This is a genomic window from Ewingella sp. C233 (assembly GCF_055407225.1).
Genome location: NZ_JBUZRI010000001.1, coordinates 610,816 through 624,819, shown reverse-complemented (window position 1 = coordinate 624,819; position 14,004 = coordinate 610,816). Strand labels below are relative to the sequence as shown.

Below are 14,004 nucleotides of genomic sequence, written 5' to 3'. Positions count from 1 at the left end.
TCATTCAATACAGGAAGCTTATCAGTTTCGTCGATCATGTTTGATGACAATTTTGTCATCAAGTTGTCATCTCAGGGTTCCGGTTTATCGTCCATTCTTGATCTACACAAACCGCCGGGTGGCAACGCCACGGCCTTGATCAACATGCAAAATATGGAGAGTTAAAATGATGAAATCAACGCGCCTTGCTGGCTTATTGTTGAGTTCCCTGCTGATGTGCAGCGGTGCATTCGCCGCCGACAACGTGATCAAACCTACCCGCGGAACCATTGATTCAGTTAATGATTCATCCCTTCAGGTGACCACCCGTCAGGGCGAAAAGCTGGACGTCAAACTGACCGACCAGACCAAAATCAACAGCGTAAGCAAAGGTCAGATTTCCGACATCAAAGCCGACAGCTTCATTGGCACCGCCGCCGTTCCGCAAGCTGACGGCACGCTGAAAGCGCTGGAAGTCCACGTGTTCGCGCCAAGTCTGCGCGGCAGCGGCGAGGGCTTTAACCCGTTTGAATCCGCTGATGGAAAAATCAATACCATGACCAACGGCACCGTCGGCAAGCTGGTCAACAGCAATGGCCGCACCCTGACCGTGAAATACCATGACGCCGAGAAAACCGTGGTTGTGCCTGACGATGTCCCCGTCGTTCTGCTGGCACCGGGTGATCGCAGCCTGCTTAAACCTGGCGTAAAAATCGTGCTGTTCGCGACTAAAGATGACAAAGGTCAGCTGTCCGCTCGTGGTATCGCCGCCGGTAAAGACGGCATCGCGCCACCGATGTAACCCCTTTTCGCCGGTGTCCTGTGTCTGACAATATGCCGGTGAAAGCGGTCGTTTTAAGAAGCCGCTATTTTAGAAAGAAGTCAGCACCACGGCGCGGACCTCCCTCTTTCGCGCCGTGGTGCTTTCTGATTTGCCTCTGTCTGACCACGCAGGAGAGACCTCGTGAGCCATCAACCCTCTGTGAACGTCATGCCCCGCAAGCCGCCGCGCAAAAGAAAAATTCACCCGTGGCCGGTTCGTCTTTGCCATTGGATAAACCTGCTCGCCATGATTGGCATGGTGATGAGCGGCTGGGGAATTTATAACGCCGATCCGCTGTTCAGTTTTCTGACGTTCCCTCAGGCCAGCACGGTCGGCGGCTGGCTCGGCGGCAATATTGCCTGGCATCTGGCGGTGATGTGGCTGCTGGCGGCCAATGCGCTGATCTATCTGACATGGGGCCTGTTCAGCGGCCATTTCAAACGTAATTTTTTCCCGTTTACGCCGAAATCCATCTGGCGCGACGTTGTTCAGGCGCTGACTTTTACGCTGCCGCATAAACTCGGTGAATATAACGCCGTGCAAAAAGTGATGTATGTCGGTGTGCTGCTGCTCGGCGCACTGCTGGTGCTATCCGGGCTTTCCATCTGGAAACCGGTGCAATTCAGCGGGCTGGTATGTCTGTTCGGTGGTTTCGACCTCGCCCGTTACGTTCATTTTTTTGCCATGAGCGGCGTCATGCTGTTCGTGGTTGTCCACGTCCTGATGGTGTTGCTGGTACCGAAAACCTTGGTCGCCATGATCACCGGCGGCAAAAAGCAGCCCGTTAAGGAGAATGCTGATGAGTGACAAAGCCAACCGGCCAAAGATTATCGTTGAGCCGGATCAGCGTAAACAGCTGGTGAATATTCAGCGGCGACTGCTGCTGCGATCGGGGCTGACGTTGGGGGCGGTTTCTATGCTGACGGGCTGTAATTTACAAGACGGTGACGAGGTCGACAAAGTGCTGTGGGCCATGTCCCGCTGGAACGACCGGGTTCAGGGCTGGCTGTTTGGCGGGCAGAAGCTGGCGCAGACCTACCGCGCGGATCAAATCACCACGCCGTTTCGCTTTAATGCGTATTATCCGGAATACAACGTGCCGGAGATCGACATTCCCAATTACCGGCTGGAAGTCTCCGGGCTGGTGCAGAAAAAAGCCTCCTGGACACTTGAGCAGTTACAGCGCCTGCCGCAGGAGAGCCAGATCACCCGGCTGATTTGCATCGAAGGCTGGAGCGCTATCGGTCAGTGGAGCGGCGTACCGCTGAAGACGTTCCTTCAGCATATCGGCGCTGACCTGAATGCCAAGTATGTCGGTTTCAAATGCGATGACCGCTATTACTCAAGCATTGATATGGCGACCGCGCTGCATCCGCAAACCATTCTGGCGCTAGATTTCGCTGGAAAACCGCTGCCACCTGACTTCGGCTATCCGCTGCGTTTACGAATGCCAACCAAGCTCGGCTTCAAAAACGCCAAGCACATCGGCGCCATATTTGTCACCAATGAGTATCCCGGCGGCTACTGGGAAGATCAGGGTTATAACTGGTATAGCGGGATCTGATATCAAAGCCCACTGAAAAAATCCCATAAAAAAACCGCCTCTTGAGGCGGTTTTTATTTTCGGAACTCTCTTTTCTAAAGAAAGGCAGCGGCGAAGCGCTACAGTTTCCGAATAATTAGAAGCGGTAACCCACGCCAGCGATCCAAGTACCAACGTCAACGCTACGGATGCGAGACTGCTCGTAAGAGAAGTCCAGAGCAACGTTTTCGATTGGGTTGAACTGCAGACCAGCACCGTAAGAGAAGCCGTAATCGCTGGTGTCAGACTTGTCACGCAGAACGGTAGAGCTGGTGTCACTGCTGTTCTGGAATTTACCGTAACCCACACCCACTACGCCGTAGATGGAAGCCCAGTCATTCAGACGGTATGCAGGACCTGCAGTGATGCCGTAGTATTGTGATTTGTCGTAGCCGTTGTCAGCTGCAGAATCACTTTTCTCGATGTAAGTGAAAGAGCCAATCACACCCAGTGGGTTGCTGTCTTGCTCGAAACGATATTTCAGGTTGAAGCCGTTTGCTTTGTTAACAACGCCTTGCATATCACCTTGCGCGTAACCTGCAGTTACGGTGCTGGTGTCAGCGAATGCGCTAGAAGCGCCCAGAGCTACTACGCAAGCTAATGCGGAAAGACATGCAATTTTTTTCATAACATCCACCTCAAATGGGAAACAAAGTAACCTTCACCACGAAAATATAACAAAAAGCAGTGTGAAACTCTGCCTGATATCGAGTGTCCAAAGCGTTATATGGTGTAACAGGAAGTTTCCAGATGGATATATGCCATTAATTTTAAATGGTTTTTTAGCTTTAAAAGTATAAGCGAAACTTATTGAACTTTTTTCGTTTAGCAGATAATTCCTAAAGTTTTGAGCGCTTTTTGACCTCAAAACCGCTCTTTTTTGCGAATTCATTTTCTAAAAAAAACTTTTTTATGGATTTTTCCGCCCTGCTTTTCACTCTACACTGGGTCATCGCGTAAACATCATTTTTACATTTCACCTGCAAAACAAGAATTACCCGGACCGGGATCACATTTAAGGCGCAAAGGATGACCAAGTCAGACAAAAATTCAGCAACAGGCGATTCGTCTATAGACAACAGCCCGGCTGATACCCAGTACCCCCAAGCCCCCGCGCTGCCCGTGTTACCGAAAACAGCATCACCGCTTATCGCTGTGCTGCTGCTGCTGATCGCCATGCTTTCTTTGCAGGGTGGTGCGTCGCTGGCTAAAACCCTGTTTCCGGTGGTCGGCCCGCAGGGCGTCACGGCGCTGCGTCTGGGAATTGGCTCCCTGCTGCTGCTGGCATGGTTCAGACCGTGGCGGATGAAAGTGCGCGGCGGCAACCTGCGCGCACTGCTGATCTACGGCCTGGCGCTCGGCAGCATGAACTACAGCTTCTATCTGGCAATCCAGACCATACCGCTCGGCGTGGGTGTGGCGCTGGAGTTTACCGGCCCGCTGGCAGTGGCCATGTTCTCCTCACGCCGCCCGGTGGATTTTCTGTGGGTGATTCTGGCGGTGGTCGGGCTCTGGTTCCTGCTGCCTCTCGGCCATGAGACGGACAGCATTGATCCGAAAGGTGCCTGTCTGGCGCTGTTTGCCGGCGCCTGCTGGGCTATCTATATTCTGGCAGGTCAACGTGCGGGTAGCAGCTACGGGCCCGGCACGGCGGCGATAGGCTCGCTGATTGGCGCACTGGTGTTTTTCCCGATTGGTGCCTTTCAGGCACATAGTTCGATTTTCACCCTGTCGATCCTGCCGCTGGGTTTACTGATTGCTCTGCTGACGTCGGCTGTGCCCTACTCTCTTGAGATGGTCGCCATGACGCGACTCCCGGCGAAAACCTTCGGCACGCTGATGAGCATGGAACCGGCGATGGCGGCAATGTCCGGCATTATCTTCCTTGGCGAATACCTCAACGGGATGCAGTGGCTGGCGCTGGCGGCGATCATCGCGGCATCGGCAGGTTCCACCCTGACGATTCAACGTAAAACCAAACTCGAGACGGTAGACGTGGCAGGAAATAGTCCTTCCGGGAAGTAATTCCTGCATTTCTTCAAAAAACCACGCCGATACGCGTGGTTTTTTATTGGAATAAAATCAGCAATTTAAAAGCATTTTGATAGTAATTCAAAAATAACTGCATTTTCCTGCATCCAAAACCGCACCCTGATTCGTATGTATTGATGTGAGGCAAGACCTTACCCATATAACCCAAAAGGATCACATCATGAAAACGCTTATTCGTACCGCAATCTGTGCTTCGATTCTGTTCAGCACCGCGTCAATGGCTGCAATGATGTCCGACACCACCATGGTGGGGGGGGCTGCAATGTATCCGTCCAAGAATATTGTTGAAAACGCCGTGAACTCAAAAGATCACACTACGCTGGTTGCCGCAGTAAAAGCGGCCGGTCTGGTCGATACCCTGCAAAGCAAAGGTCCCTTTACCGTCTTCGCCCCCACTGATGCCGCTTTCGGTAAGTTGCCAGCAGGTACTGTGGCTAATCTGGTGAAACCAGAAAATAAAGCCACGCTCACCAGCATCCTGACCTACCACGTGGTAGCCGGGAAATATGAGATGAAAGATCTGGAAAAACTGATCAAACAGGGTGGCGGTAAAGCCGAACTGAAAACCGTTAACGGTCAGGCGCTGTGGCTGATTGGCAATGGCCCGCACAATATCCAGCTTAAAGATGCCAAAGGCGATGTGGCCAACATCAGCACCTATGATGTGCAACAGAAAAACGGTGTGATCGACGTCATCGACACCGTGCTGATGCCTAAATAAAACCGTCTATACTGGGTGCAGTGCTGCCGATGTTGGCACTGCACACTTGAGGTTTTGGGGTTGGCGAATGCTAGACAATTCAATAACAAAAACAGTGTCGGATCCGGCCACGGATCCCTTGCGTGACCTGATGCACGCCATGGCTGGCGGTGATCGTCAGGCATTCGAAAAACTGTACCGCCTGACGTCACCGCGCCTTTTTGCTGTTGCGCTGCGCATGTTGCGACGTCACGCCTGGGCAGAAGAAGTGCTGCACGACAGCTTTATCACCGCCTGGAACCGGGCCACCTCCTATGACCCGTCGCTCAGTTCGCCGATGACCTGGCTGACGCACATTGTACGCAACCGTTCGATTGACTGGATGCGTGGCAGTGACAACCAACTGACCGAACTCGACGACAGTATGCAGGAGAACCTGTGTGCCGATAACGACGAGCCCCTGCGACAACTGCAACAGGACGGCGACGCCAAAGTGCTGGCCGACTGTCTGGCGCATTTACCGGCGGAACAGCGGCAAAGTCTGGTGCTGGCGTACTATCAGGGACTTTCGCACGGCGAAGTCTCAGACCATTTACAACAACCTCTTGGCACGATCAAAAGTTGGATCCGTCGCGCCCTGGAGCACTTGAAGAGCTGCGTGGGCCTATGAAAAACAGACGGGAATATCATGCCGCTCTGTCGGCAGAATATGCGCTGGGAACCTTACGCGGCGCAGCCAAACGACAGTTTGAACAGCAAATGCTGAGTGACCCAGCCTTACAGGCTGAAGTGGCGCGCTGGCAGGAAGCATTTACTCAGCTCGATAACCAGCTCACCCCAGTAACGCCCCCCGCTTCTGTGTGGAAACGAATTCAGTTGCAGCTCGGCCCGGTGTCTGAGCGCCAACCTGCCATGCCTGCGGCGAAAACGCCGTGGCGCGGTTATCTCGGTTGGGCGCTGGCGGCAGGACTTGCGGCACTTCTGCTGGTACCGCGTCTGCTGGTGCAGCCTTCGGCCATCACACCGGTGGCGATTTTAGCCAATAACAGTGCCGACGCCGGGCAGTGGGTGGTCAGCGTGGATAAAAGCGCTAACAGTCTGATGCTGACGCCGCTGCATACGCGTGAGATCGCAAAAGACCGCAGTCTTGAGCTGTGGACGATTCCGGCAGGCGGCAAGCCGCGTTCGTTGGGATTGTTAAGCGATGCCTCTCCGACGCAGTTGTCGCTGGCGGCCAGAATGCCTGATCCCGGTTCAACGCTGGCAATCAGCCTTGAACCGCACGGCGGCTCACCGACCGGACAGCCAACCGGCGCGGTTCTTTACAGCGGCACGGTTGCGTTATAGAAGCCAAACACTTTCTGACATTCTTTCGTGAAGATGATATTCGCCAGCCGGCGCAAGTCGGTCTAGGATTATGGGCATTGATCACTGCACACCATGTGCAGTGATTTGTCTCAGGCACCGTTGTAAGGACATGTCATGAAAGACTGGAATCCGGATCTTTATCGTCAGTTCGAAGCAGAACGTACCCGCCCTGCGGCAGAATTGCTGGCCCGCGTGACCCACCCGAATGCCAAATTTATCAGTGATCTGGGTTGTGGCCCCGGCAACAGCACCGAGTTGCTGCACCACGCCTACCCGGACGCCCTGCTTACCGGCCTCGACACTTCGCAGGCCATGCTTGAACAGGCCCGCGACCGTCTTCCGTCATGCCGCTTTGAGCTGGCAGATATCCGCGAGTGGCAGCCGCAACAACAGCAGGACATCATTTACGGTAACGCCTCGCTGCAATGGGTGACCGGTCATGAACAACTTCTCCCCCACTTGATGCAACAACTGGCCCCCGAGGGCATTCTGGCTGTCCAGATGCCGGACAATCTCGACCAGCCTTCACACCAGTTAATGCAGAAAGTCGCAGACAGTGGGCCATGGAAAACGCTGATTAGCAGCATCGATAATTCACGTAAACAGCTGCTGACCACAGAACAGTATTACGATCTGCTGGCTGGTCAGGGTGCACTGGTGGATATCTGGCGCACCACCTATTACCACGTCATGCCGTCGGCTAAAGCGATTGTCGACTGGCTGAGTGCCACTGGCTTACGTCCGTTCCTCGCACCGCTGGATGACCCACAGCAGGAGGCTTTCCTCATTCAATACCAGCATGAACTTGAACAGGTTTATCAGCCACGCGCTGACCGCAGCGTATTGCTGGCCTTTCCTCGTCTGTTTATGATCGCCCGTAAAAGTGCCCGCCATTAAGATGAATGATATATAAACGTCAGGACACGCATAGAAACATCGTGAATTATTCTCGCCATGATGCTTCTTTGTTACCTGACGTTATTACTACGAAGCAGAATCGTCTTAAAATCCGTGTTAACAAATCTTTCAGAAGAGTCATTTCCCACATCTCTATTATTGCGTAAATATTTCATTAAAACGTGAATGATAAATATTTACATTTAACAACCGAAAAACAATTCAAATTTAATTTACTTAAAAATCATAACGATAAATCAAAATTTATTCACAAGGGTTGAAATCAACTGCCGCCAGCCCAACTGTATTTATAACGCAGATTAATTGAGTGAAACGGAACAATTAATAGATAAAAACCTTACCTTTAATGAAGAAAAAATAAACTTTCGCACGCATTTCCAGATTATTAGGTTTTATCTATCTCATCGATAGCCGAGAATTTACGGCAGAGTGGAAAAATGTTGCTATACTTATTCCAGTCTTGTTGATGAACACATTTTTAATCGAAGTTAGAAGTTAATCGAAATAGAGTGACAGCTAAAAATGCCACAGGGTTGTGCACTCACTACTACTCACTGAAGAGGATATCAATATGAGCACCGCTAAACTGGTAAAAACGAAATCTTCTGAGCTTATCTATACACGTAATGACGTGGAAGAAAGCGTTAAGCTCGACACCATCAAAGTGCTGAACCGCCTGGTGGCGCAATTTATTGATCTGTCACTGATCACTAAACAGGCCCACTGGAACATGCGCGGCGCAAACTTCATCGGTGTCCATGAAATGCTGGACGGCTTCCGTACCGCCATCACCGATCATCAGGACACCATGGCAGAACGCGTGGTGCAGTTAGGCGGCGTAGCGCTGGGTACCGTACAGGTCGTGAATGACCAGACCCCGCTGAAAAGCTACCCGACCAATATTCATACCGTGCAGGAACACTTGAAAGCACTGGCTGAACGTTATGCCGTGACCGCTAACGAAACACGTAAGGCGATCACCACAGTAGAAGATGAAGACACCGCAGATATCCTGACCGCCGCTTCACGCGACCTGGATAAATTCCTGTGGTTTATTGAATCCAATATCGAGTAATCAGGTTGATCGCTGGTTTAAATCATTCCCGGCATTCTTCTTATTAGAATTGCCGGCGTAAGGCAGTTAAGCGGGTTGGCAACTTCTGTTGCTAACCCGCTTTTATATTTATTAAATCTTATTTCCTCATTTCTACGAACGGGAGGATTTATGGCTAGCGGATGGGCGCACGATGGCGCCGTTCAGGATCAGATTGATTCGACCATAGAAGACGCCGTTCAGCGCGCCAGAGAAGCATTAGGCCGTGGTGAGAGTGCTGAATTTTGCCACGAGTGCGGCGAACCCATTCCCGAAGCAAGACGGGAAGCGCTGCCAGGGGTGCAATATTGTATTCGTTGCCAAACCGCACTCGATAAGAAACATCAAAACAGTGCCGGTTATAACCGACGCGGCAGTAAAGACAGTCAGCTGCGCTGACCTCTTTCCAGAGTGTAAAGCGCAACCTGCTGCACCAAAATGGTTCAACCCACCTTCATTCCCCAGCCTGGCGCAGGACTTTACCCTGCCGGCCTGCTTCATTTTTAAGCACGTGTTTCAGGCCTTACATGCAAAAGTTAGAGTGGGATTGCAATAACGCAGCGTGATTGTTAATTAGCGATTGTTTAAAAGGCGACATTTGGTTAATGATAAAGCGTTGCACCATCACGAGTCATGTCAATTTGTTACATTGCACCATTACAGTGCAATTTATGCGACTTATCTTGCTTTATCGGTTCAGCAAAATATAACCTGTTGAATTTCATGAGACTTGATTCGTGGCATAGTTATTGCATAAAATCGAATGTAATACTACGCAGCTCCTCTATTATGTACAAAGGAAATTAACTGATGAAGTCACTGTTGAAAGTTTCCCTGGCCGCACTGACGCTGGCCTTTGCCGTTAGCTCCCATGCCGCAGAAAAAAAATTAATTGTAGCTACCGACACTGCATTTGTACCTTTTGAGTTTAAACAAGGTGATAACTACGTCGGTTTTGATATCGACTTATGGGACGCCATTGCGAAGGAGATGAAAGTCTCTTACGAACTGAAACCAATGGATTTCGGCGGCATCATCCCTGCCCTGCAAACCCATAACATCGACCTGGCGCTGGCGGGTATCACCATTACTCCTGAGCGTAAAAAAGCGATCGACTTCTCTGACGGCTACTACAACAGCGGCCTGATGATCATGGTTAAGAAAGATAACGATGCGATTAAAAGCGTCGCCGATCTGCAAGGCAAAACCGTGGCAGTGAAAAGCGGCACCAGCTCCGTGGATTACATGAAAGCCAACGTGAAAACCAAAGACCTGCGTCAGTTCCCGAACATCGACAGCGCCTATATGGAACTCGGTACGGGCCGCGCTGACGCGGTAATGCACGATACGCCAAACATCCTGTACTTCATCAAAACTGCCGGTAACGGTCAGTTCAAAGCGGTTGGCGACTCTCTGGCTGGCCAGCAATACGGTATCGCCTTCCCGCAGGGTAGCGATCTGCGTGAGAAAGCCAACGCCGCGCTGAAAACCATCAAAGAAAATGGTACTTACGCGAAGATCTACAAAAAATGGTTTGATACTGAACCTAAGTAAACACCCTTCGTACTGAACGCCCATTCGTTTTAATTCAGCGGATGGGCGTTTGAAATTTGTTTTACCAGGAGAGAATGCATGCAGTTTGACTGGAGCGTTATTTGGCCCGCTCTGCCTATCCTGCTCGAAGGCGCCAAGCTGACCCTGTGGATTTCGATCCTCGGTCTGGTCGGTGGCCTGATTATTGGTGTGATTGCGGGTTTTGCCCGCGCGTTTGGCGGCTGGGTAAGCAGCCATATTGCACTGGTATTTATTGAGCTTATTCGCGGTACCCCGATTGTCGTGCAGGTGATGTTTATCTACTTCGCCCTGCCTATGATGGTTCCCGGCCTGCGCATTGACCCGTTCACCGCCGCCGTTGTGACGATCATCATCAACTCCGGTGCGTACATCGCAGAAATTACCCGTGGTGCCGTCCTGTCGATTCACAGCGGTTTCCGCGAAGCGGGTCTGGCGCTCGGTCTCTCGCGCCGTGATACGCTGCGTTACATCATCGCGCCGCTGGCGCTGCGCCGCATGCTGCCACCGCTGGGTAACCAGTGGATCGTCAGCATTAAGGACACGTCGCTGTTTATCGTTATTGGTGTGGCAGAGCTGACCCGTCAGGGCCAGGAGATCATCGCCGGTAACTTCCGCGCCATGGAAATCTGGAGTGCGGTCGCCGTCATTTACCTGATTATCACGCTGGCACTGAGCTTTGTTCTGCGCCGCCTCGAACGCAGACTGAAAATTATATGATTGAATTCAAGAACGTCTCAAAACACTTTGGCAAAACCCAGGTGCTCCACGACATCGATCTGAATATTTCTCAGGGTGAAGTGGTGGTGATTATCGGGCCATCGGGCTCGGGCAAATCCACGCTGCTGCGCTGCATCAATAAGCTGGAGGAGATCACCTCCGGCGAATTGATTGTTGATGGTCTGAAAGTGAATGACCCGAAAGTAGACGAGCGCCTGATCCGCCAGGAAGCGGGCATGGTATTCCAGCAGTTCTATCTGTTCCCGCACATGACCGCGCTCGAAAACGTGGCCTTTGGCCCGATCCGCGTACGTGGAGCGAAGAAAGAAGAAGCCCATAAGCAGGCAAAAGAGTTGCTGGCAAAAGTGGGCCTGTCTGAGCGTGCGCATCATTATCCATCTGAGCTTTCTGGTGGCCAGCAGCAGCGCGTGGCGATTGCCCGTGCGCTGGCGGTTAAACCGAAACTGATGTTGTTTGATGAGCCTACCTCTGCGCTGGATCCTGAGCTGCGTCACGAAGTGCTGACGGTAATGAAGCAACTGGCCGACGAAGGCATGACGATGGTTATCGTGACCCACGAAGTGGGCTTTGCCGAGAAAGTGGCCTCGCGCCTGATCTTCATCGATAAAGGCCGTATCGCCGAAGATGGCCCGCCAGCAGAACTGATTGCTAACCCGCCAAGCGAACGCCTGCGCGAGTTCCTGCAACACGTTTCCTGAGCCGCCAGAGCGGGTGTAAACATCGGTTATAAACAGACGGGCATCTTCGGATGTCCGTTTTTTTGGCTGCTTTTTTCCCATTTCGGTCATAAATTCCTTACACTGTCGCTACAAAGTTAAAGAATTGCCAATTAACCGCCACTCTAAAAGTGAGGAAAAATGCCGAATAACGACTGGAACGCGTTATTACCACGACACAGAAAACCGGTATTACTTGTCCTGCCCTTTCTGATTCTCATTCTGATGCTGAGCTTGTTCAGCGGCACGTCCCACGCCGCGACGCCTGCGGCTTCCCCTTCCGGCGATACGGCGAAACAGCAGGCTTCATACAGCGCGCTGGCCGATATTTTGCAGGACGATAAATCCAGGGCCGAACTGATTGCCCATCTGCGCAAAGCTGCAAAAACTCCGGCCAATAATACGCAAAAAAACGCCCCTGATACTCCGCAGGAGAAGCCCGAACAGCTATCGCTTATCGATAATCTGGTGGATTCCAGTCAGGGCTACGTGTCCCTGATAATGCAGAAGGTGCAAAAGCTTAAACGCACCATTGATTCCGGCCCTCAGCGGGCGTTCAACGCCGAGCGTTTCTTTCACGCGCTGACCTACTTCCTGCTGACCGTGCTGGTCACCTTCGCGCTGTTCCATCTGGTGCGGTTTCTGGTTGGCCCGCTGTATAAACGTCTGGGCCGCTGGGGGCATCACGCACGCTTGAAAGAGGCCCATTGGTATCAGCTTCCGGCCAGCATTCTCAGTGCCTTTGTTATCGATATTGGCATTCTGCTGCTGACCGTCGCGGCCGGAAATCTGTTTACTCAGTATGTGAACGGTGGCAGTGCGCTGATCGCCCGCCAGCAGGCGTTATTCCTCAGCGCATTTGCGGTCATCGAGTTTTTCAAAGCGGTGCTGCGGCTGATCTTCGCGCCCAATTTCGATTATCTGCGCCCCTTCCCGCTCAGCGATCAGACCGCGCGTTACTGGAACACCCGTCTGGCCTGGGTCAGCGGGCTTATCGGTTACGGGTTAATGGTTGCGGTGCCAATCGTCGCGACACAGGTCAATTACCAGACTGCAGCGGTGGTGAATTTCGTGGTGATGCTGGCACTGACGCTCTACGCCAGCTGGCTTATCCTGCATAACCGCAAGAGAATTCATCACGAGTTCAACTTGTTAGCCGAACGCTCGATGGCATTTTTCAGCATTATCCTGCGCGCACTGGGGCATGTCTGGCACATCCTGGCGGTCAGTTATTTCGTGGTGCTGTTCTTCCTGTCGCAGTTTGATTTCGCAGGAAGCCTGACCTTTATGATGGCCGCCACGCTGAAAAGTCTGGTCGTCATAGGTCTTGGGGCCGTGATCTCCGGACTGCTGTCGCGCTGGATTTTAAAACGTATCACCCTGCCCGATGACATCAACCGCCGTTACCCACTGCTACAAAAACGCATCAATTCCTATATTCCGGGCGGACTGAAGATCCTTCGCGTTCTGGTGGTGATAGCCGTCACGCTTTCGCTGCTGGATGCCTGGCAGATTTTCAATCTGAATAAATGGTTCATGACTGAAACCGGCTCTCAGGTGGTCGGCGGGCTGACGCATATTCTGTTTATCCTGTTCTTCGCCATTGTCTCCTGGACCCTGCTCGCCAGCATTATCGAGCATCGTCTGGCGCTGGAACTCAGCAACGGCAGCCGTCCAAGTGCCCGTGAACGCACGTTGCTCACCCTGTTTCGCAACGTACTGGCGATCGTGATTTGCACCATTACCATTATGATCATGCTCTCGCAGATCGGGCTGAACATTGCGCCGCTGCTGGCCGGTGCGGGCGCGCTCGGTTTAGCCATCAGTTTTGGCGCACAGACGCTGGTCAAAGACGTCATTACCGGCGTGTTTATTCAGTTCGAGAACGGCATGAATACCGGCGAATACGTCACGGTGATGGGTATCAGCGGAACAGTCGAACGCATGACCATCCGCTCAATCGGCCTGCGCGATATTTACGGCGTGTATCACATCGTCCCCTATTCGTCGATCACCACGCTGTCGAACTACGAACGTGAATTCGGCGTTTATCGCGCCAGTTACAGCGTCAGCCGCGAGGAGGATGTTGATCAGGTCAATACGGTGCTGGCGCAAGCGGTGGACGCACTGAAAGAGGATGAAGCCATCAAAGGCTCCCTGCTTGGCGAGCCGATTTATCAGGGTGTCGTGGCCCTGGCCGACCAGTCATTTACCGTCCGTGTGCTGATCCGCACCAAACCGCTGGAACAGTGGAACGTGCAGTACGCGCTGGATCGTCTGGTGAAGATCCACTTCCAGAAGGCGGGCATCGCGATGCCGAAGCAGGCAATGAAGGTATACACCGAAGGAGAGGACTGTGGGGCTTTGAAAAGCCCAGGGGAAACTTTTTAAGTTCAAATCTAACGTTAAGGTCAAGGTCGTGGGCTAGCCCGCCCACACCGGCCCATAATTTGGAAGCGG

At 52.3% G+C, this 14,004-nt stretch carries 15 protein-coding genes; 14 read left to right on the top strand and 1 reads right to left on the bottom strand.

The features are described 5' to 3' along the window. The first annotated feature begins 166 nt into the window (after positions 1 to 166). The 3 genes from ACZRKO_RS02945 (at position 167) to ACZRKO_RS02935 (ending at position 2,366) form a co-directional block, all read left to right on the top strand. Positions 167 to 781: a hypothetical protein gene (locus ACZRKO_RS02945; protein ID WP_463735767.1), complete on the top strand. Its 615-nt coding sequence runs from the start codon at positions 167 to 169 to the stop codon at positions 779 to 781. Between the two features lie 189 nt (positions 782 to 970). After that, the gene (locus ACZRKO_RS02940) at positions 971 to 1,609 is read left to right on the top strand and encodes a cytochrome b/b6 domain-containing protein (protein ID WP_463737450.1); all 639 of its coding nucleotides are present in this window, start codon (positions 971 to 973) and stop codon (positions 1,607 to 1,609) included. Continuing rightward, positions 1,602 to 2,366, top strand: a complete 765-nt coding sequence (locus ACZRKO_RS02935; protein ID WP_463735766.1) for a molybdopterin-dependent oxidoreductase — start codon at positions 1,602 to 1,604, stop codon at positions 2,364 to 2,366. The genes ACZRKO_RS02940 and ACZRKO_RS02935 overlap by 8 nt, the downstream gene beginning before the upstream one ends. Before the next feature lie 115 nt (positions 2,367 to 2,481). On the opposite strand, the gene ompX is transcribed toward ACZRKO_RS02935, so the two are convergent. Beyond that, positions 2,482 to 3,012: an outer membrane protein OmpX gene (ompX, locus tag ACZRKO_RS02930; RefSeq protein ID WP_463735765.1), complete on the bottom strand. Its 531-nt coding sequence runs from the start codon at positions 3,010 to 3,012 to the stop codon at positions 2,482 to 2,484. A gap of 401 nt (positions 3,013 to 3,413) precedes the next feature. Between ompX and rhtA the strand changes: the two genes are divergently transcribed. The 11 genes from rhtA to ybiO all read left to right on the top strand — a co-directional run bounded on the left by rhtA (position 3,414) and on the right by ybiO (position 13,935). Continuing rightward, complete coding sequence (rhtA, locus tag ACZRKO_RS02925) at positions 3,414 to 4,409, top strand: threonine/homoserine exporter RhtA (protein ID WP_463735764.1); 996 nt, start codon at positions 3,414 to 3,416, stop codon at positions 4,407 to 4,409. 187 nt (positions 4,410 to 4,596) lie between these two features. Further along, positions 4,597 to 5,157 carry a fasciclin domain-containing protein gene (locus ACZRKO_RS02920; RefSeq protein WP_463735763.1) on the top strand — a complete coding sequence of 187 codons (561 nt, stop codon included), beginning with the start codon at positions 4,597 to 4,599 and terminating at the stop codon, positions 5,155 to 5,157. A gap of 67 nt (positions 5,158 to 5,224) precedes the next feature. Continuing rightward, entirely contained in the window at positions 5,225 to 5,806 is a 582-nt protein-coding gene (locus ACZRKO_RS02915; RefSeq protein ID WP_463735762.1) for a sigma-70 family RNA polymerase sigma factor, read from the top strand. Next, a complete protein-coding gene (locus tag ACZRKO_RS02910; RefSeq protein ID WP_463735761.1) occupies positions 5,803 to 6,483 on the top strand; it encodes an anti-sigma factor in 681 nt (226 codons plus the stop codon). The genes ACZRKO_RS02915 and ACZRKO_RS02910 overlap by 4 nt, the downstream gene beginning before the upstream one ends. A gap of 135 nt (positions 6,484 to 6,618) precedes the next feature. Beyond that, on the top strand, positions 6,619 to 7,401 hold the full coding sequence (tam, locus tag ACZRKO_RS02905; protein ID WP_463735760.1) for a trans-aconitate 2-methyltransferase: 783 nt from the start codon (positions 6,619 to 6,621) through the stop codon (positions 7,399 to 7,401). 592 nt (positions 7,402 to 7,993) lie between these two features. Next, a complete protein-coding gene (dps, locus tag ACZRKO_RS02900) occupies positions 7,994 to 8,497 on the top strand; it encodes a DNA starvation/stationary phase protection protein Dps (RefSeq protein ID WP_463735759.1) in 504 nt (167 codons plus the stop codon). 150 nt (positions 8,498 to 8,647) lie between these two features. Beyond that, positions 8,648 to 8,914 (top strand): DksA/TraR family C4-type zinc finger protein, encoded by a 267-nt coding sequence (locus ACZRKO_RS02895; RefSeq protein ID WP_463735758.1) that lies wholly within the window; start codon positions 8,648 to 8,650, stop codon positions 8,912 to 8,914. 411 nt (positions 8,915 to 9,325) lie between these two features. Next, complete coding sequence (glnH, locus tag ACZRKO_RS02890) at positions 9,326 to 10,069, top strand: glutamine ABC transporter substrate-binding protein GlnH (protein WP_463735757.1); 744 nt, start codon at positions 9,326 to 9,328, stop codon at positions 10,067 to 10,069. Positions 10,070 to 10,147: 78 nt separating this feature from the next. Next, positions 10,148 to 10,807 (top strand): glutamine ABC transporter permease GlnP, encoded by a 660-nt coding sequence (gene glnP, locus ACZRKO_RS02885; RefSeq protein WP_463735756.1) that lies wholly within the window; start codon positions 10,148 to 10,150, stop codon positions 10,805 to 10,807. Beyond that, on the top strand, positions 10,804 to 11,526 hold the full coding sequence (glnQ, locus tag ACZRKO_RS02880) for a glutamine ABC transporter ATP-binding protein GlnQ (RefSeq protein ID WP_463735755.1): 723 nt from the start codon (positions 10,804 to 10,806) through the stop codon (positions 11,524 to 11,526). Before glnP ends, glnQ begins: the two co-directional genes overlap by 4 nt. Before the next feature lie 159 nt (positions 11,527 to 11,685). Beyond that, a complete protein-coding gene (ybiO, locus tag ACZRKO_RS02875; RefSeq protein WP_463735754.1) occupies positions 11,686 to 13,935 on the top strand; it encodes a mechanosensitive channel protein in 2,250 nt (749 codons plus the stop codon). Positions 13,936 to 14,004 lie beyond the last annotated feature (69 nt).